Annotated in this window: 16 protein-coding genes and 1 pseudogene; 12 read left to right on the top strand and 5 right to left on the bottom strand. The window is 70.7% G+C overall.

Translation table 11 applies throughout. The features are described from left to right. Positions 1-30 precede the first annotated feature (30 nt). Complete coding sequence (locus BMY89_RS08020) at positions 31-1,098, top strand: NYN domain-containing protein (protein ID WP_092377219.1); 1,068 nt, start codon at positions 31-33, stop codon at positions 1,096-1,098. Between the two features lie 80 nt (positions 1,099-1,178). Here the strand turns inward: BMY89_RS08020 and BMY89_RS08015 are convergent, their stop codons facing one another. Both BMY89_RS08015 and BMY89_RS08010 read right to left on the bottom strand, forming a co-directional pair. After that, the gene (locus BMY89_RS08015; RefSeq protein WP_092377214.1) at positions 1,179-1,946 is read right to left on the bottom strand and encodes an ABC transporter permease; all 768 of its coding nucleotides are present in this window, start codon (positions 1,944-1,946) and stop codon (positions 1,179-1,181) included. After that, positions 1,943-2,680 carry an ABC transporter ATP-binding protein gene (locus BMY89_RS08010; protein WP_092377211.1) on the bottom strand — a complete coding sequence of 246 codons (738 nt, stop codon included), beginning with the start codon at positions 2,678-2,680 and terminating at the stop codon, positions 1,943-1,945. Before BMY89_RS08010 ends, BMY89_RS08015 begins: the two co-directional genes overlap by 4 nt. Before the next feature lie 110 nt (positions 2,681-2,790). Here BMY89_RS08010 and BMY89_RS08005 point away from each other — a divergent pair, with 110 nt between their 5' ends. Both BMY89_RS08005 and BMY89_RS08000 read left to right on the top strand, forming a co-directional pair. Then, entirely contained in the window at positions 2,791-3,894 is a 1,104-nt protein-coding gene (locus BMY89_RS08005; protein WP_092377606.1) for a sensor histidine kinase, read from the top strand. After that, complete coding sequence (locus BMY89_RS08000; RefSeq protein WP_092377208.1) at positions 3,891-4,535, top strand: response regulator; 645 nt, start codon at positions 3,891-3,893, stop codon at positions 4,533-4,535. The genes BMY89_RS08005 and BMY89_RS08000 overlap by 4 nt, the downstream gene beginning before the upstream one ends. A 63-nt stretch (positions 4,536-4,598) precedes the next feature. Here the strand turns inward: BMY89_RS08000 and BMY89_RS07995 are convergent, their stop codons facing one another. Both BMY89_RS07995 and BMY89_RS07990 read right to left on the bottom strand, forming a co-directional pair. After that, complete coding sequence (locus BMY89_RS07995; protein ID WP_092377206.1) at positions 4,599-5,942, bottom strand: glycoside hydrolase family 18 protein; 1,344 nt, start codon at positions 5,940-5,942, stop codon at positions 4,599-4,601. Positions 5,943-6,386: 444 nt separating this feature from the next. After that, positions 6,387-7,778, bottom strand: a pseudogene (locus BMY89_RS07990) (LVIVD repeat-containing protein); the annotation flags it as partial. A 229-nt stretch (positions 7,779-8,007) separates the two neighbouring features. On the opposite strand from BMY89_RS07990, the gene BMY89_RS07985 reads away from it, so the two are divergent. The 3 genes from BMY89_RS07985 to BMY89_RS07975 all read left to right on the top strand — a co-directional run bounded on the left by BMY89_RS07985 (position 8,008) and on the right by BMY89_RS07975 (position 10,394). Then, a complete protein-coding gene (locus tag BMY89_RS07985) occupies positions 8,008-8,736 on the top strand; it encodes a DUF305 domain-containing protein (protein ID WP_232521121.1) in 729 nt (242 codons plus the stop codon). A 118-nt stretch (positions 8,737-8,854) separates the two neighbouring features. Then, complete coding sequence (locus BMY89_RS07980; protein WP_092377200.1) at positions 8,855-9,373, top strand: DinB family protein; 519 nt, start codon at positions 8,855-8,857, stop codon at positions 9,371-9,373. A gap of 277 nt (positions 9,374-9,650) precedes the next feature. Next, positions 9,651-10,394, top strand: coding sequence for a cellulose binding domain-containing protein (locus tag BMY89_RS07975; protein ID WP_092377197.1), 744 nt, complete (start codon positions 9,651-9,653; stop codon positions 10,392-10,394). A 135-nt stretch (positions 10,395-10,529) separates the two neighbouring features. Here the strand turns inward: BMY89_RS07975 and BMY89_RS07970 are convergent, their stop codons facing one another. Beyond that, complete coding sequence (locus BMY89_RS07970) at positions 10,530-13,409, bottom strand: M36 family metallopeptidase (RefSeq protein ID WP_232521120.1); 2,880 nt, start codon at positions 13,407-13,409, stop codon at positions 10,530-10,532. A gap of 296 nt (positions 13,410-13,705) precedes the next feature. Here BMY89_RS07970 and BMY89_RS07965 point away from each other — a divergent pair, with 296 nt between their 5' ends. The 6 genes from BMY89_RS07965 (at position 13,706) to BMY89_RS07945 (ending at position 22,322) form a co-directional block, all read left to right on the top strand. Beyond that, positions 13,706-14,026 carry a CU044_2847 family protein gene (locus BMY89_RS07965; RefSeq protein ID WP_139217922.1) on the top strand — a complete coding sequence of 107 codons (321 nt, stop codon included), beginning with the start codon at positions 13,706-13,708 and terminating at the stop codon, positions 14,024-14,026. Next, positions 14,023-17,466, top strand: coding sequence for a tetratricopeptide repeat protein (locus BMY89_RS07960; RefSeq protein ID WP_092377189.1), 3,444 nt, complete (start codon positions 14,023-14,025; stop codon positions 17,464-17,466). The genes BMY89_RS07965 and BMY89_RS07960 overlap by 4 nt, the downstream gene beginning before the upstream one ends. Positions 17,467-17,708: 242 nt before the next feature. Then, the gene (locus tag BMY89_RS30275; protein WP_170147735.1) at positions 17,709-17,885 is read left to right on the top strand and encodes a hypothetical protein; all 177 of its coding nucleotides are present in this window, start codon (positions 17,709-17,711) and stop codon (positions 17,883-17,885) included. A 12-nt stretch (positions 17,886-17,897) separates the two neighbouring features. Further along, complete coding sequence (locus tag BMY89_RS07955) at positions 17,898-20,249, top strand: FxsB family cyclophane-forming radical SAM/SPASM peptide maturase (protein WP_232521119.1); 2,352 nt, start codon at positions 17,898-17,900, stop codon at positions 20,247-20,249. After that, a complete protein-coding gene (locus tag BMY89_RS07950) occupies positions 20,246-21,046 on the top strand; it encodes an AAC(3) family N-acetyltransferase (RefSeq protein ID WP_198413972.1) in 801 nt (266 codons plus the stop codon). The genes BMY89_RS07955 and BMY89_RS07950 overlap by 4 nt, the downstream gene beginning before the upstream one ends. Before the next feature lie 199 nt (positions 21,047-21,245). After that, positions 21,246-22,322, top strand: a complete 1,077-nt coding sequence (locus BMY89_RS07945; RefSeq protein ID WP_092377186.1) for a hypothetical protein — start codon at positions 21,246-21,248, stop codon at positions 22,320-22,322. Position 22,323 lies beyond the last annotated feature (1 nt).

The following is a 22,323-nucleotide window of genomic DNA, read 5'->3' as shown; positions in this document are numbered from 1 at the left end:
GTGACCGCCGGAGCGACGTAGGCTGCTCGGGTGGAGCATGAAGATCGGATCGCGCTGTTCCTTGACTACGAGAACCTGGCCCTGGGGGTGCGCGACCACCGGGGCGGAGCCGTCTTCGACTTTCGACCCATCGCTGACGCCCTGGCCGAGCGCGGCCGGGTGGTGGTGCGGCGGGCGTACGCCGACTGGTCGTTCTTCGACGAGGACCGGCGGATGCTGACCCGCTCGCACGTCGAGCTGATCGAGATTCCGCAACGGATGGGTGCCACGCGCAAGAACGCCGCCGACATCAAGATGGCGGTCGACGCGATCGAGTTGGCCTTCGAACGCGACTACATCTCGACGTTCGTGCTCGGTACGGGCGACAGCGATTTCACCCCGTTGGTCCACAAGCTCCGCGAACTCAACAAGCAGGTCATCGGCGTCGGCGTGGAGAACTCCACCTCGGCTCTGCTGCCGCCCGCGTGCGACGAGTTCCTCTACTACGACCGCCTCGAGGGGGTCGACATCCCGCCGACGCGGGCTCGGCGCGCCCGTCCGGCCCGGCTCTCCGGTCCGGAGCCGCAGCCGGCCGAGCAGGTGGAGCCCGAGACGCGGCCGGCCGAGGAGCCGGCACGTGACGTCGACGCGCTCGCCGTGCTGGTGGCCCAGACCGTGGCCGGTCTGCAGGGCGGCTCCGGCGGGGCGCTGACCGCGTCGAGGTTGAAGCGCACCCTGTTGCGCAAGGATCCGACCTTCAGCGAGTCGGACTACGGGTACCGCACCTTCGGTGAGATGCTGCGTCACCTCGCCGAGCAGCGGGTGATCGAGCTGGCGGAAGGCCCCGCCAAGGGCGACCCGGAGGTCTCCCTGCCGGAGCATGGCGACCGTGAGGTGGCCTTCGCGTTGCTCCGCTCCGTGGTGCAGGATCTCGGCGGCGAGGTGGCGCTGTCCGGGTTGAAGAACCAGCTGCGGCGGGTGCGGCCGGACTTCAGCGAGAAGAAGCTGGGTTACCGCAGCTTCCTCCAGTTCTGCAAGGCGGCGGCGACCAGTGGCGCGGTGGGCCTGCGGTGGAGTGCCGAGGCGGACGACTACCTGCTCACCGCCCAGCCGGCCTGACCTTCGGCCCGGTACGCCCGACCAACCGGCGCCGCCGGCGGTCGGGCGTACCGGCGGTCACTCCCACCGGAGGCCGACGGTCACTCCCACCGGAACAGGATGCTCGCGACCAGAGCGCCGACGACGATAGTGGTAGCGAGGCCGAGCAGCTGTGGGGCCTCGACCGCCGTGCCGGCCCAGGCGGACGAGAGGGCTTCGACGGCCGCGCCGAAGGGGAGCCATCCACCGATCTCGGCGAGCCCCTCGGGCAGCGCGTCTCGTCCGCCGAACATGCCGCCGAGGGCACCGAGGACGAAGAAGGCGACCAGGCCGATGGCGACGGCGGAGTTCGGGGTGGGTGCGACGGCGGCGACGATCATGCCGGTGCTGTACAGCGCGGCCGTCGCGAGCGCCAGCACGCCGAGTGCGGCGCCGATGTCGACGGGCGGGTTCGCGCCGAAGGCGAGGAACGCGACCAGCACCGCGGTCGTGATGCCGATGGTCGCCTGGAGCACACTGACGGTCGCCTGGGCGACGAGAACCATGGCCGGCGACGCGGGGGTCACCCCGAGCCGACGGAGGATCCCGGAGCGCCGGTAGTAGGCCAGGAAGCTCGGCATGTTGATGATGCCGATGATCGCGATGACCATCGTGAACACGAGTGGGAGGACGTAGAGGTCCAGCGCCGTGCGTCCGTTGGCGACGACCGTCTGACTCGCGCCGGAGGCGCTGGTGAGCATGATCAGCAGCGGCAGGCAGAGGGGGACCACCAGCCCGGCCGTGTCCCGGACGACCATCTTCGCCTCACACCTGATGAGCGTGAGCAGGGATCGCATCCCGGGCCGGCGTGCCTCGACGAGGGTGCTCATGCGGCGTCCTCCAGATTCTTCCCGGTCAACGTGACGATCGCGTCGTCAAGGGTGGTGGCGCCGGCCCGGTCGACGAGGCCGGCCGGAGTGTCGAGCGCGATCACACGGCCCGCGTCGAGGACGGCGACCCGGTCGCAGAGCCGCTCGACCTCCTCCATGGCGTGGCTGACGAGCAGGATGGTGACGCCGGAGGACTTGATCCGCTCGATCGTGCCCCACATCCGGCGCCGGGCCTTCGGGTCCAGGCCGGTGGTCAGTTCGTCGAGGATCGCCACCCGTGGTCGCCCGGCGAGGGCGATGGCGATCGAAAGTCGCTGCTGCTGGCCGCCGGAGAGCTTCTCGAAGATGCTCCGGCGCTGATCGGTCAGCTCGACCAGGTCCAGCAGCTCGTCGGTGGGGCGGGGATCGGGGTAGAAGCTGCGGTAGAGGTCGAGTAGTTCCGTGACGCGCAGCGCGTGGTGCAGGTGGGCGTGCTGCAACTGCACGCCGAGGACCTGCCGGAGACGGGCCCGGTCCCGGCGTGGGTCGAGACCGAGCACGACTACCCGCCCCCGGTCGGGTACCCGCATCCCGGCGATCAACTCGATAGTCGTCGTCTTCCCGGCGCCGTTGGTGCCGACGACACCGACCACCTCGCCGACCTCGACCCGAAGGCTGACGTCGGCCACCGCCTGGATGCGGCCGTAGCGCTTGGCAAGGTTCTCGGCGAGGATCGCCGGTTCGACACTGGTCATGTCTCGACGCTACGAGCGGCACCGGGCGCGTACCTGTCCCAGAAGTCACCACCTGGGCGCATTACTTTCGGCACCGGTGCCGTACCGGACCTCGACCTAGAGTGGAGATCATGCGACGCGTCGGAACGGAGGAGTGGTCCGGCCTCGCGATGCTCGTGGTGGCGGTCGCCGTCGCCGGTCCAGGGCTCTTCGGCGCCGCCGAGACCAGGATCCCGCGTGGCTGGTGGATCGCCGTCTTCGTCGTCTTCCTGCTCTGCCTGCTCGCCGCGGTCGCCACCCGCGTGCCCTGGATCTTCCGCTGCGCGGCCTTCGCCGCGGCCGTCGTCGCCGCCTGGGTGGTCGTGCTCACGACGCCGGGTCTGGGACTCCTGCCGGTCCTGCTGGTGCTCACCGCGGCGATGAGCGTGTACGTGCTGCCGGTGCCGGTGGGCCTGTCCGTCGTCGGCCTCAACACCTTGGTGATCATTTTCGGCGTCGCGTCGGGCGCGGCCGACCGGACCGAGATCGTCATCCTCACCGGCTTCTACCTGCTCATCCAGCTGGCGTCGCTGCTCAGCTCGGTCACCCTGCTGAGCGAACAGCGGATGCGCCGGGAACTCGCCGAGGCACACGTCGAGCTACAGGCCGCCAGCGTTCAGCTCTCGGAGTCGGCCCGTACCGCGGAACGGCTGCGGATCTCCCGAGAGCTGCACGACCTGATCGGCCACCAGCTGACCGTGCTGACCCTGGAGTTGGAGACGGCCCGTCACCTCGACGGCTCGGCCGCCCGCCACCACGTGGAGCGCGCCGACCGGGTGGCCCGCGACCTGCTCGGCGACGTGCGCGCCACGGTCGGACAGCTGCGTGCCGAGACTCCCGACCTCGAAGCGGCGCTCCGCCGGATGGCGCGCGACCTGCCCGGTCTCGACGTGACGATCCACGTCTCACCCACCGTGCGCCTCGACGACGAGCGGAGCGCCGCATTCGTCCGCGCCACCCAGGAGATCGTCACGAACACCATCCGGCACGCCGACGCACGCGCGCTGCGGATCTCGGTGACGGCCGACGACGACGCGACGGTGCTCGACGCCCGGGACGACGGGCGCGGCGCACGTGACCCTTCGCTCGGCAACGGGCTGCGCGGGCTCCGCGAGCGGTTCCAGGCCCTCGGTGGCGACCTGGCCGTCGACGGCGGCGACGGATTCCGGGTAACCGCCCGGGTGCCAGCGTCATGACCCGCGTGGTGATCGTCGACGACCAGACCCTCATCCGGCAGGGCATCCGCGGGCTGCTGGAGGTCGCCGAGATCGACGTCGTCGGTGAGGCCGACGACGGTCGGACCGCGCTCGCGGTCGTCGCGCAGACCTCCCCGGACGTGATCCTGCTCGACCTGCGGATGCCCCGGTTCGACGGCATCTGGACCCTCGAACAGTTGCGCGCCGGCGACATCGACATTCCGGTGCTCGTGCTGACCACGTTCGACGACGACGAACTCGTGCTGGGTGCCCTTCGCGCGGGCGCTCGCGGCTACCTGCTCAAGGACGTGACGCTGAACCAGCTCACCAGGGCCATCCGGGCGCTCGCCGACGGCGGAACGCTGATCGCACCGTCGATCACCGACCGCATGCTGCGGGCGATCCGCTCCGGACCGTCCCCCCTCGGCCCGGAGGCGGCGTCCGTGCAGAGCCTCACCGAACGGGAGCAGGAGGTGCTGCGTCTGGTGGCGAGGGGCTACAGCAACCGCGAGATCGCCGAGGTCTTCTTCCTCGCCGAAGGCACCGTCAAGAACCACGTATCCATGATCCTCACCAAGCTCGGCGCCCGGGACCGGACGAACGCGGTGCTGCGCGCGCTGCACGAGGGCATCCTGGACTGACGGCCGGAGCCGCCCGCCGGGGCCTCGGTCCACGGCGGGCGGCCGGTTGGCTACGCGGTACGGCTACCAGGTGGTCAGGCCGAGGCCGATCGTCCTGGTGAGCGTGGCGTTGTCGTCGTCGCCGTCCAGCGACCAGATCATCGCACCACCCAGGCCGGCCCGCCGGATGTAGAGCGTCTTCTGCAGCACGACCGCGGGATCGTCGTACGTCCAGAAGGTCGTGCCGTCGAAGAGCCAGGCGTGCCCGGCACGGAGGTCGCGGTGCACGGTGAACCCGTTGCCGGCCAGGTTCTTCAGCTGCTTGTAGTCCTCGTACCCGGCGGCGTGGGTGGCCGGTGCCGGCCCTGCCGCGGGCTGGAACAGGCCGTTGCCGCCGCCGGTGACGCCGGTCCAGCCCTGGCCGTAGTACGGAATGCCGAGGACCAGCTTGTGTCGGGGTGCCCCACGGGCGATCCAGCCGTCGACCGCCACCTCGACGGAGAAGTCCGGGTCGTCCGGCGCACCCTTCGGCACCCGCAGGGCCGACTGCTGGTTGGTCACCGTCTCCCAGGTGCCGTGGAAGTCGTACCCCTGCACGGTGGCGAAGTCGAGATACTTGAAGATCTTGCGCCCCTCGTAGCCGGCGTCCATGGTGGCCGGGTTCGCCGGCAGGAACGCGGTCAACGGGTGGTGCTGGCGGGTCTGCCGGCCGTACGCGTCGAGTTGCCGGCGGAACTCGGCGAGCAGTTTGGTGAAGTTCTCCCGGTCCTCGGGGCGGATCACGTTGCCGGGCTCGCCGGGCCAGTTCGGCCACTCCCAGTCGAGGTCGATGCCGTCGAACACCCCGGCGGCGGCGCCCGGACCGCCGCTGCCACCGTCCAGGACGGGCAGGTTCCCCTTGAGGTAGAGGTCGATGCAGGAGGCGACGAAGGCCCGGCGGGAGGCGTCGGTGCGGGCGGCGTTCGAGAAGTAGGTGGACCAGCTCCAGCCGCCCAACGAGATCATCACCTGTAGGCCGGGATGCTTGGCCTTGAGCTTGGCCAGCTGGCCGAAGTTGCCGTTGAGCGGCTCGCCCCAGGCGTCGGCGACGCCGTCGACGCTCTCCTGGGCCGGCACCGGGCGCTGGTAGTCGGCCCAGGCGTCACCCTCACCCGGTCCACCATCCACATAGCATCGACCGTCCTCGCTCACGTTGCCGAAGGCGTAGTTGACGTGGGTGAGGCGGCTCGCCGCCCCGGAGGTGTCGAGCTTCTTGACCGGGAAAGCCCGGCCGTAGATGCCCCACTGGGTGAAGTAGCCGACCCGGTGGTAGCCGGTGCTGCGACCGGGCTTGCCGGCCGCGTTGACGGCGGTCGGCGGTGCGGCGATCACCAGCAGGGTGGTCAGGGCGACGAGCGCGGTGAGACGACGGGGACGGAATGATCGCATCGGCACTCCCAGGAGGGATGAGGCGAAATCAGTAAAGATACCTTCCTGATCGATGAAGCTAAGCCGATCACGGTCTGCGGTCAAGGGGCCAGGGACGGGCTCCGGCCCGGCGGAGGTCCGCCGGGCCGGAGCTGTGGTGCTGTCGAGAACGGGCTGTGCGGATCAGTTCGTCCGCACCGAACCGTTGATCTTGCTGTCCCGGATGGTGGCGCCGATGGCGTCCACCGAGCCGTTGACCTTGCTCTCCACGATCGACACCACAGAGGCGTTGACCGCGTGGATCGAGCCGTTCAGGCTCGAGTTGAAGACGATCAGGCCCGCGCCCGGGTTGACCTTGATCGCCCCGTTCTGGGTCACCCCGTCCATGCAGGTGATTCCGGTCTTGATGGTCATGCTGCCGTTGTGGCGTCCGCGCAGGACGGTGGTGCAGGCCGGGTAGCTGGGCTGCGTCTGCACGTTCAGCTCGGCGAAGGCCACCGCGCGGGCGTTGTTGGTCAGTGGGTCGTCGAGCTTCAGGACGTCGAAGCCCTTCTGGATGTCATTCGAGTAGATGTATCCATTGTGGTAGTACGTCGACCAGGCCCCACCGAGGATGCGGCGGGTCTCCGAGAGCGGGCCCCGCTCCCAGAAGGCGATCTCGACCGGGTTGGCCGAATCGGTGAAGTCGATCACCGAGACGCCGCCCTGGTACCAGGCCTGGACCATGATGTCGCGGCCCATCGCCGGGATCAGCGAACCGTTGTGCGCCACGCAGTTCTCCAGGCTGGTGTTCTCGCGTGGGATCTTGAAGTAGCTCTTGAAGACGAGCTCGCGGTCCGTACCCGAACCGACGATGTCGTAGATCCCGTTGGCGCCCTGGTTGGTCCGGTAGCTGCTGGTGCAGATCGCGCCGCTGCCGCCACCGAGTTCGTCGGTGAAGATCACCTTCGTGCCGGCGTTGTTGAACGTGGCCGAGTGCCAGAACGCGAAGTTGGTGTCCCGGACCTGGCTCAGGACCACCGGGTTCTCCCGGTCGGAGATGTCCATCAGGACGCCGTCGCCCATGCAGGCCCCGGCGGCCAGATCCAGCTCCGGGTACGTGGTGATGTCGTGGCAGCCGCTGGTGCTGGTGTTGCCGGCGGTACCCGGGAACAGAACCGGGGTCGCCACCACCGAGGCGCTGGTCGGGTTGGCCAGCGGCACTTCGATGATCGAGATCTTGTCGTGCGGCGGCTTGCAGTAGAACGCGTTGTTCGACGGGCTGTACGACTGGACGTAGACGTAGACGCTCTGGTCGTCCTTGCTCGGCACCAGCGTCAGGGTGTGCGAGCCGCAGTCGGTGCGGACCGACTTGATGTACTGCGGGTTCGCCTTGTCGCTGATGTCGAAGATCCGGACGCCCTCCCAGGAGCTCTCCTGGGCCGCGGAGCCGCTGCCGCTGCTGCACGAGTCGTCGCTGCGCGCCGAGTCGACCGCGAGGAACAGCAGGTCGCCGAAGACCGACGGATCACCCTGAGCGCCGGGGCAGACGACCTGGCTGACCACCTGCGGCGCGGCGGGATCGCTGATGTCGAAGACGTTGAAGCCGTTGTAGTTGCCGGCGAACACGTAGTCGCCCTGGAACGCCAGGTCGGAGTTGTACGCGCTCTCGCTGGCGAACCCGCCGAACTTCGGGATGTTGGCGATCTGCTGGAGGTTGGCGGAGCTGACGATCTCGTCGACACCGGGGATGGCGTTCGTGGCGGTCTCGGCGGCGCTGCTCGCCGGTGCCGTTGCCATGCCGGCGAGGAGAAGGGCGGTCGTTGCGGCCAGGCTGATGGCCAGCCTTCGACTCCCTCGTGGGGTTGGTTGAGACATGTAGGACACCCTTCGTCACAGGTGGGCGGGGTAGCGGGAAGATAACCCTCCGGAGGTACGTCGATCGCCGCCCTCGTGGTCACGGTTGCGCAACACGAACGGCAGCGGGTGGTCGCAAACCGCCGCAGGTGGGGCACATTCGAGCGTTTCGCCGCCCCGGGCCCTCTCGTTGCAGGCCGGTCCCGCGCTAACATCCCCGCCAGGTCGGACACACGGCGGGAGTCACGTTTTGCTAGGTGTACGGATCCAGGCGCTTCTCCGGCGATCCCGGAAGATTCTGCTGGTCGAACTGGCCGTGCTCGCGGTGCTGGCCATCGGGGTGGCGATCGTCCTCTGGTGGCCGGACGGCGGCTCGAAGCCGGCCGCGACGGGGGGCAGCCCGGCACCGATCGAGCTGCCCGGCCTGCCGGACAGCACGGCGCCGGTGCTGATGCCGGGGCGTCCCGGCGAGCCGGCGCAGTCCCGGCCGGCCAACGAGATGTCGGCGATGCCGCGCGCGGCGCACAACAACGCCGACATCCGTTTCGTCACCATGATGATTCCGCACCACGAGCAGGCGCTGGTGATGGCCAGGCTGGTGGCGGAGCGGGGCGAGAACCCGAAGATCAAGAGCATCGCGGACCGGATCCTGGCGGGCCAGGAGCCGGAGATCAAGGTGCTGGAGGCGTGGCTGGCGGACCGGGGCCTGGACCGCAACTCCGGCGGTGATCACCGGCACAGCATGTCCGGCATGCAGTCGGCGGAGGCGTTGAACCGCCTCACCGCCGCCCGGGGCGCCGAGTTCGACCAGATGTTCGTCGCCATGATGACCGACCATCACCAGGGCGCGATCGAGATGGGTAGGGAGGCGCTGACGCTCGGTGCCGACGTCATCATCAACGAGATGGCCGGCAGCGTCGTGGTGGAGCAGGGCGTCGAGATCAACCGGATGCGCGAGGCGTTGGCCAGCCCGAACTGACGTGGGTGGAAGCGGAGAGTGTTGCCACCCCTCAGACGCGGTGACCAGCGGAGCAACGCGGATTGTCGGTGGCGGCCAGTAGCGTCGGGCCGACCGCCGACGAAAAAAGGGGCAGGCCATGCAGGATGCAACGCTGACAGCTGAGCGCGCCGACCTGCTGCAAGCGCTGAGGCAGCACCGCTTCTTCCTCCGCAACACCGCGCGGGACCTGATCGACGAGCAGGCCGGCATCCGCAGCACGGCGAGCGAGTTGTGCGTCGGTGGGTTGATCAAGCATGTCGCGGAGACCGAGCAGCACTGGGTCGATTTCATCCTGGACGGTCCCGGCGCGATGGAGCGCCCCGCCGACCCGAGCGCCTACGAGCGGTACGCCCAGGCGTTCCAGATGCTGCCGGGCGACACCCTGGCCGGCGTCCTCGCTCGGTACGACGAGGTGGCCCGCCGTACCGACGACGTGGTTCGGACCCTGCCCGACCTGAACGCCAGCCAGCCCCTGCCGGAGGCGCCCTGGTTCGAGGCGGGGGCCCGTTGGTCGGCCCGCCGGGTGCTGCTGCACATCATCGCGGAGACCGCCCAGCACGCCGGGCACGCCGACATCATCCGGGAGTCGATCGACGGCGCCAAGTCCATGGGGTGAGGTCACCGCCGTGTCTGCGGCGGCACCTCCCGTCCACTGTTGAATCGACGGGTTTCGAATGCGAGACTCGGCTCGACCCGCACTCGGGAGCCAGTGCGGGCTGCTTGGCGGGTGCGGACGCCTGGATCGTGCGGCGTCCGTACCGGATCGGGTCCAGCGGGTGAATTCATGGGGCGGGCCGCGATGTCGCGCGCCTCGTCCCGCCACCGGGCATGGGCAGCCCGAGTTTCGGCACCGCCGTGGTTGCGGCCGGTGCTCGCAGCCAAGGGAGACAATCATGCTTCGCACGTTCGGTGTGGCGCTGAGCGCCGTGACCCTGGCCCTGGTCGCCGGGGCCGGGGCGGCCAGTGCCGTCGACACCCCAGCTGTCCCCAGCCCGACCTCGCCGACCCCGACCCCGACCCTGGTGTGCCCGCCGGCGCTGCCGATCACCGGCGGGGTCGCCGGAGCCACCACCACGAGCGTGACCGTCAGCTACTCGATCTTCATGAGCCCGCCCTGTGGCTACGACCCGCCCATCATGGTCAGCCTCTTCGCCAGCCGTGACGACGCCGTGCAGGGGCGGGATCCGGTGGCCGAGAGTGTCTCCGGGCCGGAACGCAGCGGTAACGTCACCATCGGCGGGTTGGAGCCGGACACCGAGTACTGGTTCCGGTTCAGTGACGCCGAGGGCCGGCCGGACCCGTACTTCATCGGGGGGCCGGCGCGGACCGCGGCGGCGTCCTCCTGCGGCGCCACCGCCGTGATCGACTCCAGTTGGGCGAGTGGTTTCGTCGCCACGGTCACCGTGCGCAACACCGGCAGTGTGCCGCTCGATGGTTGGCGGGTGTCCTGGCGCTGGTCCGGCGACGAGCGTGTGCAGTCGGTCTGGGGCGGGGTGGTCGACGCTGCGGGCCGCGACGTGACGGTCCGCAACGCCCCGTACAACGGCACCCTCGCGCCGGGCGGCACGACCACCTTCGGCCTGCTCGCCGCGACCAGTGCCGCACCGGTCGGGATCGTGTTGACCTGCGGTCGGTGACCCGAGCACCACAGGTGGAGAACGTGGGGGCCGGGCCCGTCCGCCCGGTCCCCACGGCCGACCGAGCGGCGACCGGCGGGGAGCGTCCGCCGTCCGGAACGCTCCCCGCCGGTCCAGGGTTGTCGTGTTACCCGGTCAGGCGACGAATGCGAAGTAGGCGCGGAACTGGAATCCGTCGTCGAGGGTCAGGACGAACTCCCGACAGGTGCCGGCCCAGCTTGCGTCGGTCTTCCACACGTAGTTGTACTGGCCCTTGGCGTTGACCGACAGCTTCGACTTCCCCGGGTGGACGGCCGCGACGGGGGTGGGTCGCGGGGTGATCGAGCCGTCCGGGTTGACGGTCTGCAGGGTGTCGCAGTCGACCAGGCGGGAGTAGGGCGATCCGTTGGCGAGGATGTCCAGGCCGCGCCGGGTGGCCAGGTTGAACTTCATCGGTGCCGCGCTGCCGGCCGTCAGGGTGTCGAGGGCCGGTTGGGCGGCGCGTCCGACGAAGTCACCGCGGCAGGACGGGTGGGTGTCGAAGGCCTCGGTGTTGTCGTCCCGGTTGGTGGTGCCCTGCACGGCGCTGTAGCCGAGCCCACGGCGGGCGAAGGAGGACCACAGCGTGCAGGCGTTCTCCCCACCGGTGAGGGCCGCGTCGGCGGCGATGATGGCGTTACGGCCGACGACGAAGCCGGGACCGCAGCCCTGCATCTTCAGCCCGTCCATCACCAGCTGCATGGCGAGGTTGTTGCCACCGCTGGACCACCCGCCGTAGACGTTGGGGTTGAGTCCGTGCCGGTCGATGAGGTCCCAGGTCACGTCCCACAACACCGCGGCCCAGCCGTGGCCGATGCCGTGCGGCGCCGCCAGCGAGGTGCCGTTCAGCCATCCGCCGGTCTTGATGCTGTCGTAGGTGAACGGCTGGATCTCCATGTTCCGTGAGTACGGCCGGGGCCGCAGGCCGGCGCCGCTGCGGCTGTCCTGGAAGAGGATGTATGGCACCAGGCCACGCGAGCCGTCCGCGGTGTCGAGCTTCGGGTCGAGCAACGTGGTGACCGCGAAGTAGTCGCTCCAGCCCTCACCCATCTGCTCGTTGCCGGTCAGACAGTTGATCGTCGGACCGCCGGTGAGCCGGTTGGAGATGCCGTGTCCGTACTCGTGGATGACGATTCCGGCGTCGAGGTCCCCGTCCCGGATGCCCGGGTGCTCGGGGTGCTTGCGCAGCGAGCCGGTGACGGTGCCGTCGACGATCGCGGCCTTGATGGCGGCACCGTCGACCTGGGTCACCGCGACGGCCGGGATGGTGACCGGCGCGGTCGTCATCGCCCCGGTCAGCACCGGCGCGGCGCCGGCGGCGTTGTGCGCGACCACCACCGCCCGGGCGCCGAGGGACTCGGCGACCTGGGTACGCAGGAGGTAGGTGCAGGCCGTCGTGCCGCCGTCGACCACGGCGATCCAGCCGCCGTCCGGCAGCGTGTCCGGGTACGCGGCGGCGTCGCAGCCGGTGTCGGCGAAGACGAACTGGTGCCCGGAGATGCCGGCGACGGTGGGTGCCGGGCTGTAGCGCGCCCAACTGGCGTCGAAGGAGCCCACCCCGTCGAGCACGACCTGGTTCTGGGCGCCGAACTGGTTGCCGGGCCACAGGTACATCTGCATCCGGGGGGTGCCCACGCCGTCGACCGCCGGGGTGGAGAAGTTCGCGTTGTTCGTGCCGCCGCCGTCCGCGGCCTCGGCGCGTACGAAGTCACCACCGACGCCGCCGCGCCCGTAGTTCTCCGCCTGGAAGTTGCCGGACACCTCGTCGAAGCCGTAACGGTACGAGACGTCGTGGATGATGTTGTTCCAGTAGAAGAGGTTGGCGGTGGCCGCGTCCCGGTAGTTCTGCGGGTGCCCGGTCAGGTCGAGCGGGAAGTTGAAGGTCAGCTTCGGTCCGCCGTCCGGGCTGCTGCCGAAGTCCGCCGCGTTGTTGTTGTCCTGGTCCTGGTATGCGTGGACGTTGTTGCCCTGCGTGGTGGTGAACTCGGGGCCTGGCACGCCGTCGGTGTCGTGCCAGCCGTACGGCGAGGCGAGCCCGTCCGCCGGGTTGGTGACCAGGCGGCGCGGGCCGTCGTTCGGGCTCTCCGTCGGGTAGCCGTAGACCCGGTAGCTCGACCCGTCCTTGACGGGGTTGGGCGAGCCCAGCTTCTTACCGTGGCCGTGGCCGTGGCCGTGGCCCTTGCCGTGCTCGTGGCCCTCGCCCCTGTCCTGGCCTTGCGCCAGCCCACGGCCGGACACCTGCTCCAGGGTCTCGGCGAGTTCGTGTACGTCCTCGTGGGTGGTCCAGTCCTCGGCACCCAGCAGGTCACCGGTCTCGGCGTCGATCGTGGCGTTCCACAGGTGCACGTCGGAGGAGTCGTCGATCACCAGCTGCCAGGCCAGTCGCAGTCCGTCGTCGGTCGGCTGCCACCCCAGCTTGGTCGGGATCGGCTGGTCGGAGATGCCGCTGCCGCTCACCACGGTGCGTCGGGCGGCGTCGCCGGTGCGGCTCATCACCCGGGGGCTCGTCGGGTCAGCCAGGTCGAGCGCCTCGGCCGCGGCCTGCACCGCCTCGACCGCGTCGAGCTCGACCGTGCCGGAGACGCCGTCCGAGAGGCCGGACACGAGCGTGTCGCCGACGAAGATGACGCTGCCGTCCCGGGCGACGTTGACCGTCGCGGTGGCACCGAAGACCTCCAGCTCCTGGTGACGCTGGGTCAGGTTGACGTGGGTGACCCCGTTGTGGCGGCTGGTGTAGCTCGAGGCCACGGCGAGGTCCGCGAGGTCCGCGGTTCGCACGCCGTGCGGTGCGGGGTTGGCGCGCAGGTAGCGGGTGGCGATCTCCTCCGGAGACCCCTCGTTCGGTCCGGTGAGGAAGATCGGATTTGTCGCGTCGCCCCCCTCGGGGGCGGCCACGGCGGGTTTCGCCGCGACCGACGTCAGGGATGCGACCAGGATCGTGGACAACAGCAGCGCCAGTTGGCGCCGTCCACGAGACGGGCGGGGGTGTCGGGGCACTTCTGCTCCTTCGGGGGTTCGGAAAGGACAGCACGGAGCGCCGATCCACTACCGCCACGTGGCCCGTGACGCCCGCCGGGAGATCGCGATCCGCGAACAGCGCCCGGCGAGGTGGATCACTCCGACGCTACGTTCCGGATCACCATGGGCCAATGGTTAGGTATGTAAATATTCAGATCTCGTTCCGGCGAATCACGGTGGCCGGGCCGGCCGGGCCGGCGGCGGTGGCGACGGTCCGATGTGCGCGGGCGTGCAACCATGAACGTGAGCCGACTTCGTTGACCGGGGGTGTCGTCATGCAGCCTGATCAACCCCGACGGGTGCATACCGAGCAAGTCAGGTCCGGAGAGGTCGAGTTCTTCGTGGAGCTGGCCGACGGGGCCGGTCCGGAGAACATCTCGCCGTCGAAGCTGCTTTCGTTCGACGGTGTCCGGGACACGATCCAGGCGATCGCCGACGAGTTGGCGCAGGCCTGGCAACAGGCGAAGCCGGCGGAGGCGACAGTCGAGTTCGGCCTGTCGCTGACCGCCAAGGGCGGCCCGCTCACCGGGCTGATCGTGGCCGGCGACGCCGCGGCCACATTCAAGGTCACCCTGGTCTGGAAAGGCGGTTCGTGACCCCGAGCGGTCAGCCGTCGAGTGGTAACCCGGTCGCCTCCCGCCACCTCCGCCGACACGTCGTGCGGGTCAGCGACACCGACGGCGCGCTGCTGGGCAGCGGATTCTTCATCGCGCCCGGCTGGGTGGCGACCGCGGCGCATGTGGTGTTCGACCACGGCCGACGGATCTTCCATGACGAGGTCCAGGTGACGCCCGCGGCCGGCGACGTCGGCGACGCGCCGGTAGCGGCCGAGGTGACAGCCCACTCCGATCCGCCGCAGCGCACCACCCTGTGGCCGTTTCCCGACCTGGCGCTGCTTCGCCTACGCCCCGACCGGTCGTGGGTGGATCGACATCCGTGTGTGTGGGCGGCCAACGGGGAGCCCCTCGGGGACGACTGCCATGCCTATGGCTTCCCGCCCCGGGAGATGAACGCGCCGTCGCCGGGCGCGCCGGCCCGGTTCACCTTCGAAGGTGTCGACGGCGACGGGTTCTTCCGGCTCAAGGCGGGCCAGGCAGCCCCTGGCCTGTCCGGGGCACCGCTGCTGTGCCCGTCCCGCCGGGCGGTTGTCGGAGTGATGACCGGTACCCGGGGCCGCGACGGCGACCTGGGCGGCTGGGCGGCGCCGATCTCCGCGTTGCTCGGTGAGCTGCCCGGGGTACCCCGCTCGTTGGTCGACCACGGGCGCGACCTGGTCCGGCAGGGTACGGAGGCGGTGCTGGCCGACCGCCGGACGTGGCACGCCGTGGTGCCGGTGCCGGTACCCGAGGAGCTGCGGCCGGACTGGGAGGGGTTCGTGCGGATGCCCGGCTCGCTGCCGGCCGAGATGCTGCTCGCCGACTCGCGGGTGGTGCCCTACCGGCAGCGGGACGAGGACCTCAAACATGCCGTGCGCTGGTGCGAGCGACCCAGCGCGATGGAGGTGTGGCGCTTCGCCGGCGTGGGGGGTGCCGGCAAGACCCGCCACGCCATCGAACTGTGCCGGGTGATGGAGCGGCGCGATTGGCTGGTCGTACGGTGGACGGAGCTGACCGCGCTGGACAGCGCCGTGCAGGAGGTCGCCGGTCTGCCGCTGCCCCGGTTGATCGTGATCGACTACGTCGAGGCGATCGCGGTCGACACGCTGCGGGCGCTGCTCGACAAGCTGCGCCGCAACGCCAGCCAACTCGCGCCGGTCCGGGTGGTCCTGCTGACCCGTACCGCGGCCCGCAGCGGCGCGGGCAACGCGGACGTCGTCCGGGAGATCGGCAAGGGCGCCGAGCCGGCGCTGCGTACCATCCTGAGCGGCAGCGGCGACCCGATCGCCATCCGTGGTCTTCCCCCGGCCGAGCGTCGGGACCTCTACGACGCGGCCTTCAAGGCGTTCCGGCGCGCCTGGTTCGACGAGAGGTCGCCGCCGGCGTCGCCGATCCCGCAGCTCACCGGCAAGCGGTACGAGATACCGCTGGAGGTGTTGCTCGAAGCCTTCGACCGGGCCCTGTCGGGGCAGGAAGCCGCCGGCGACCGGCCCCCGGTGGACCGCGCGCTCGACCACGAGGCACGCCACTGGAACGGGCCCGCGCCGGCCGGACTGGCCGAGCGGTCCCGCCGCGACGCGGTCGCCCTGGCCAGCCTCGCCGGCGCCGAGGACGACGAGCAGGCCGACGCGCTGCTGCGGGTACTGCCCGAGCTGCGCGGTGACCGCCGGGCGGCGCTGCGGGGGGAGACGGTGGCCTGGCTCTCGGCGCTCTACGGCGGGCCGTTGTACGTCAACCCGGTCCGCCCGGACCTGCTGGGGGAGGCGTTGGTCGCCGAGGTTCTCGGCCAGCAGCGCGACGGGGGCCGGAAGCTGCTCGGGACGGTGTTCGAGCTGGCCGACGACGGTCAGGTGGCCCGCAGCCTCGACCTGCTTGCCCGGCTGGCCGTGACCGACCCGACCGCGGCGGGTCGGGTGGCGACGGCCCTTTTCGATCACCACCGTCAGCTGGTCGACCGGGCAGAGGCCCGGGCTCGCGGCAGTGCCGACCGGCCGGGCAACCTCGATCTGGCGATCGGTCTGCAACGGCTGCTGGCCGGCGAGGTGCAGGCCCGGATGGAGGATCTGGCCCGCTCCCGCCCGGCCAGCGACACCCGGATGATCGAGCTGTCCACCTCGTACAACAGGATCGGTGACCTGGCCCGGGACTCCGGCCAGAGCGAACGCGCGGAGGCCCTCTACACCCGTGCTCTGGGCATCCGGGAACGGATCTCCTGGGCCCACCCCGCCGACGACCAGTTCGCCCGGGAACTATCGATCTCGTACAACAAGCTGGGCCGGTTGGCGTCCTGGCTCGGTCAGCCGGAGTTGGCCCGTGGGCTGTACGACAAGGGCCTGGCGATTCGTGGGCGCCTGTACCGGGCACACCCGGACAACAGCACCTACGCCCGGGAGTTCGCGGTGTCCCAGCAGCGGCTGGCCGAGCTGACCCGCGAGTCCGGCGACCGGGCCGGGGCGAAGCGGTTGTACCGGCAGGTGCTGGCCATCCGTGAGCGCCTGGTCGAGAAGGAGCCGACCAACCTGACGTTCGCTCGGGACCTGTCCATCTCCTACGACGTGCTCGGCGATCTCGCGCTGGAGGCGGACCACGCGAGCGAGGCGAGCGAGCTGTACGAGCGGGGCCACGGCATTCGTGAGCGGTTGTCGGGCGACGATCCCGGCAACGTGACCTTCGCCCGCGACCTGTCGGTCTCCTACGAGCGGCTCGGTGATCTCGCCGCCAAGGCGTCGCACTTCGGCGAGGCGAGGCGGCGGTACGAGCTGGCGCTGGAGATCCGGCAACGGTTGCGGGACTCGCAGCCACGCAACACCGAGTTCTCCTACGACCTGCTGGTGTGCCACGGCGGACTGGGCGACCTCGCGGTCCAGGAGCTCCGGCTCGACGACGCCGGGCGGCACTACCAGTCGGGCCTGGCTGTCGCGGAGGACCTGCTCGCCACCGAGCCGCGCAACGCGACGTTCGTCGGTGGCGCGTTGTTCTTCTACACCAACCTCGGTCTGCTCGCGCAGCGGCGCGGCGACGTCCGCGAGGCGGAGCGGTTCTACCGACTCGGCCGTACCCGGGCCGAGCGGCTGCTCGCCGCGGAGCCGGAGAGCATTCAGATCGCCCGGCACGTGGCGTCCTGCTACGAGCGGCTCGGTGAGCTGGCGCTGTACACCGCGTCGGAGGTGCTCCCGGCCAACGCGGAGACGCAGCTCAGTGCTGCGGCGCAGCTGCGTCGTGAACTGCGGGTCAGGGAACCGGCGAATGTGGAGCTGGCCGAGGAGCTGGCGCGGTCGCTGCTGCTGCTCTGCCAGGTCCTCGACGGCACCGGACGGGCGGCGGCGATGATCGAGGCGCGGGAGGCGATCGAGCCGTTCGAACATTCGGGCGCGCTCAGCCGTTCCGCGCGGGAACTCCTCGATAGACTGCGACCGTCACACCCGGAGTCGCACTGGTGACTGTTCCGGGCGCTGGCCCGGTCGGCATGCCGGGGCGGGCACTTTAGGCCAAATGGATGGTGTTGTGCCTCGGTGCCCGTGAATCATGCTGTTGCTTGGAGGCCCAGGCCGATTCTGGGGTGCACGCCGGTCAAGGTCTCCCCATCCCACACATTGCCAATCCCCATTTCGGGGTGTCCTGGGTTCGAGTCGTCCTCGCGCGGCCGGTCACCGGAGCGCCCCCGGTTAGAAAGAGCGAAATCGTGGAGATCGTTGAGGTTCAGGGGGCCAGCATGCCCGAGCGGCTCTCCGAGATGCGGCGCAGACCGCTGGGCCAGATTCCGGTCGACCGGGCCACGGACATCGTCCGTAAGGTCATGCGGCATCGCGACACCACCTCGGGCGCCGTGGAGGTGGCCCGGTTCGGATCCGTCGCGTAGTCGCGGGCCGTCGTGTCGACCAGCGGTTCGCCGGGGGTGGCGTGGCCGATCAGCCAGTACGTGCTGAAGGTCCACAGCCGGTGTGACCTCGCCTGCGACCACTGCTACGTCTACGAACACGCCGACCAGACCTGGCGTGGCCAACCGATGTTCATGGACACCCGGACCGTGGCGGCGGTCGCCGGGCGGATCGCCGACCACGCGTCGGCGCACCGCCTGCCGAGCGTCAGCGTGGTACTGCACGGCGGTGAACCGCTGCTGCTCGGGCCGACCCGCATGCGGGAGATCCTGGCGGCGCTGCGGCAGCGGATCGAGCCCGTCAGCCGACTCGACCTGCGGATGCAGTCCAACGGCGTCCGGCTGTCCGAGGCGTACTGCGACCTGTTCGTGGAGTACGACGTCCAGGTGGGCGTGTCGCTGGACGGCGACCGCGCGGCCAACGACCGGCACCGCCGATTCGCCAACGGAGCCAGCAGTCACGCCCAGGCCATGCGGGGCATCGGGATGCTCCGCCAGACGGCGTACCGGCGGCAGTTCGCCGGAATCCTGTGCACGATCGACGTCGACAACGACCCGATCGCCGTGTACGAGGCGTTGCGGGCCGCGCAGCCGCCCCGACTTGACCTGCTGCTGCCGCACGCCACCTGGGCGAACCCGCCGTATCGGCCGGACGGGCGCGGCACACCGTACGCCGACTGGCTGCTGGCCGTGCACGACCGCTGGACGGCCGACGGCCGGCCGATGCCGATCCGGCTGTTCGACTCCCTGCGCTCCACGGCGGCCGGTGGCCGCAGCGGCAACGAGTGGGTCGGCCTCGACCCGGCAGACCTGGTGGTCGTCGAGACCGATGGCACGTGGGAGAAGGTCGACTCGCTGAAGACCGCGTACGACGGGGCGCCGGCCACCGGGCTGAGCGTGTTCACGCACACCGTGGACGACGTGTCGGTCCTGCCCGACATAGCCCGCCGGCAGACCGGGCTGGCCGGACTCGCGGCACAGTGCCGCGGCTGCCCCGTGGTGCGCCAGTGCGGTGGCGGGCTTTTCGCGCACCGGTACCGCGCGGGCACCGGCTTCGACAACCCCTCGGCGTACTGCGTCGACCTCAAGGAGCTGATCGTGTCTTTGAACGCACGGGCGGGGGTCGAGCCGGTACCGGTGCCGGCGCCGGTTGACCAGGAGGGCAGGGATCTGCCCGACGGCCTGCTGGATCGGCTCGGCTCGGGCCGGACCGATCCGGACGCCGTGCGGTTCCTTGCGGAGTCCCAGCTGTCGATCACCCGGGCGCTGCTGGTCGCGGTCGCCGACGCCGCGCCGACGAGCACCCGGGCCGGTTGGGATCTGCTGGCCCGGCTCGACCAGGAAGCACCCGAGGCGGTCGCCGAGATGCTGCGCCATCCGTACGTGCGGGTCTGGGCCGTCGACGCGCTGCGGCAGGCCGGCAGCGACGCGGCCACCGGCGCCCACCTGTCCTGCGTCGCCGCGGCGACCGCGGTGCGGGCCGGCGTCACCGTCCAGCTCGACGTCCCGGTACGGTCGGGGGTGATCTCCCTGCCGTCGATCGGTGCGGTGACGCTGCCGGAGCCGGTGACCGGGTCCGCCACCCTGACCGTGACCCCCGGGGCCTGGACGATCAGCCACGGACACGGCCGGACGCTGGTCCGCTTCGACGGTGACCCCGACACCGCCGAGCCACACGTGTCCGGTGGCCGGTGGCAGCCCAGCCGCCGGCTGCCGTTCGGCGGCTCGACGATCCTCTTCGAGGATCTCGACCCCTATCGGGACTGCCACGACTGGAAGGCGGCGGAGCGGGTGGCCGCCCCGGCATTCGCTCGATGGGGCGAGGCGATGGCCGCCGCCTGGCAGGCCATCGAGGCGGACCTGCCGCACCAGGCCACCGCCGTGCGGATGGGCCTGCGGGCGGTGGTGCCACTGATGGACGATCCGGACGGGACGATGCGCAGCTCCACCGCCCGGCAGGCGTTCGCCTCGGTCGGCGTGGCCCGGGCCGACGGCCCCGCCACGGCAATGATGATCGTCCACGAGTTCCAGCACAGCGTTCTCGGCGCCCTGCTCGACCTCTGTGACCTCTACACGCCGGAACACACCGGCCGGTTGACCGTCGGGTGGCGTGCGGATCCGCGTCCGGTCGAGGGCGTCCTGCAGGGCACCTACGCGCATCTCGCGATCACCGAGATGTGGCGGTACCGGGCGCGACGGGCACAGCCGGGCAGCGTGGCGCACCAGCGTCACCAGCAGTACCGGACGTGGACGGCGGACGCCGCCGACGCGCTGCTGCGCTGCGGTGCGCTGACCCCCGCCGGAGAGCGGTTCGTGCACCGCATCGCCGAGGCGTTGACGCGGTGACCGCGGTGGCGGCGGCACCGGCCACGCTGGACTCGCTCACCGCGCAGCTGGCGGCGGCCGGCCTCGTCGCCGGGCGCAGCGTGCTGGTGCACTCGTCGATGCGGGCGGTCGGCCCGGTGGACGGGGGCGTGTCGGCGCTGCTCTGCGCCGTGCGTCAGGTGGTCGGGCGGGCGGCGGTGGTGGTGCCCACCCAGACGGCTTACAACTCCACCTCCAGTCCCCAGTTCCAGGCGGCGACCGACGGACTGACGGCGGCCGAGGTGGCCCGCCACGTCGATCGGATCGAGGCGTTCGACCCGGCCAGCACCCCGTCGTCCGGGATGGGGGTGCTCGCCGAGCGGGTCCGGCGGGATCCGGCTGCCGTCCGCAGCGGGCATCCACAGACCTCCTTCGCCGCCCTCGGGCACGGCGCGGTCGAGTTGATGCGCGTGCACGACCTCGACTGTCACCTGGGGGACCGGTCGCCGCTGGGCGCGCTGTACGAGCTCGACGCGACGGTGCTGTTGTTGGGTGTGGACTATGCCGCCTGCACCGCGTTCCACCTGGCGGAGTATCGACTGCCGTACCAACAGTTCCGGGGCTATTCCTGCTTCGTGCGCGACGGTGACCGGCGGGTGCGGCGAGACTTCAAGGGGCTGGATCTCGACGACGGCGACTTCGGTCGGATCGGTCGGGCGTTGGAGCAGTCGGCGGACCCGCTGGTGACCCGAGGCAGAGTCGGGTACGCGGTGACACGGACCATGTCGGTGCGCCGATCGGTCGACTTCGCGGTCGGCTGGATGACCCGTAACCGCTGAGCCCTGCGCTGCTGGTGTGTGCTGGTCCTTTCACGTATCGTGATGTTCGCCTGACGCGCGAGACGGTGAGGGGCGTGGCGGTGCGAATGGGCTCGTCCACTTCCCACCTGGGATGGTCGCGATGAGGCCGGCGGAGAGCCAAGCGCCTGTCGAGCAGCAACCATTCTGTTTCTTCCTCAGCCATGCGCATCCGCCTACGGTGGACCGGCGCGTCGAACTCGACTACTACGAGCGGGCGGTGTTCGAAGACCTTTCCCGGGCGGTCGCCGCGCGGCCGAGGGAGCAGGACGATGTGCACGTCGGGCTGTTCCGCCCGTGCGCCGAATCGTCGACCGACGCGGGTCGGATCGAGCGCGTGTTGGCGACCGTCGCGGTGTTCGTCGCGTTACGGTCGGAGTGCTACGACACCGACGAGACGGCAACGGCGGAGCAGGCCGTCTTCCTCCGCCAGCCGGCGGCGACGCACCCCCGTGCACCACGGCACCGTCTTCTGCCGGTGCTGTGGGAGGTGCCGCCGGGCGGCGCGGCGTGGGCGACCCGGGACGCCGCCCGGACCCTGCTACCGGACGTGCCGCAGTACGCCGAGACGGGGCTGGCCGCGCTGAGCCGCCGCCACTGGGACCGCGCCGCGTACGAGCGGGTGCTCGCGTTTCTCGGCGACTGGATCGTCGAGCTGGCGGAGGGCCGGCACACCGTCGTGGACACCCGCTGGCCGGAGCCGCCACCCCGCGCGGCGAGGCCGGCGTTCGTGATCGCCACGTTGGCCGTGCCGCAGGCGTCCGGCTCCGGCGACGGCGGCCGGCCGGCCGCCGGGGACCTCCGTGACGACCGCCTGCGTGAGGTAGCGGTGCAGGTGGCCGAGTGCGTCAACCGGAGCCGGTTCGACGTGCGGACGGTCGACGTCTCGCGCGGACCCGGCCGGCTCGGGGAGCGACCCGGTGTGCTGCTGGTCGACGAGCGGAACCTGGGCACGCCGGAGGGCCGGTCGCGGGTGCGGCAGCTGCTGGGCTCGGTTCCCGACTGGATGCAGCCGTTGCTGGTGCCGACGGGCGGTGAGCCGGTCCGGGTGCCGGCGGAGGACGTGTGGGGTGCGCGGCCGGCCCGGCCGGCCGCCCGACACCGGCTGCCGCGACCACGCATCATGACCGAGCCGGACGATCCGCTCGCGGTCATCACGGCGGCGATCGACCGGGCCACCCGCCATTTCGACGACGAGCACCTGGTGGAACGCCGGTACCCGCCTCGACCGCGCTCGAACAGCCATCCGGAGGAGTAGC

Origin of the sequence: Micromonospora phaseoli (assembly GCF_900109115.1) — a bacterium.
Taxonomy (GTDB): domain Bacteria; phylum Actinomycetota; class Actinomycetes; order Mycobacteriales; family Micromonosporaceae; genus Micromonospora; species Micromonospora phaseoli.
This window is presented reverse-complemented; position numbering and strand designations above follow the sequence as displayed.

Excerpts from the sequence above, each read along its gene's own strand:
- BMY89_RS07965 (WP_139217922.1), top strand. The coding sequence starts at position 13,706 with ATGCAGCCTGATCAACCCCGACGGGTGCATACCGAGCAAGTCAGGTCC.
- BMY89_RS07975 (WP_092377197.1), top strand. The coding sequence starts at position 9,651 with ATGCTTCGCACGTTCGGTGTGGCGCTGAGCGCCGTGACCCTGGCCCTG.
- BMY89_RS08010 (WP_092377211.1), bottom strand. The coding sequence starts at position 2,680 with ATGACCAGTGTCGAACCGGCGATCCTCGCCGAGAACCTTGCCAAGCGC.
- BMY89_RS07995 (WP_092377206.1), bottom strand. The coding sequence starts at position 5,942 with ATGCGATCATTCCGTCCCCGTCGTCTCACCGCGCTCGTCGCCCTGACC.
- BMY89_RS08000 (WP_092377208.1), top strand. The coding sequence starts at position 3,891 with ATGACCCGCGTGGTGATCGTCGACGACCAGACCCTCATCCGGCAGGGC.
- BMY89_RS08015 (WP_092377214.1), bottom strand. The coding sequence starts at position 1,946 with ATGAGCACCCTCGTCGAGGCACGCCGGCCCGGGATGCGATCCCTGCTC.
- BMY89_RS07980 (WP_092377200.1), top strand. The coding sequence starts at position 8,855 with ATGCAGGATGCAACGCTGACAGCTGAGCGCGCCGACCTGCTGCAAGCG.
- BMY89_RS08005 (WP_092377606.1), top strand. The coding sequence starts at position 2,791 with ATGCGACGCGTCGGAACGGAGGAGTGGTCCGGCCTCGCGATGCTCGTG.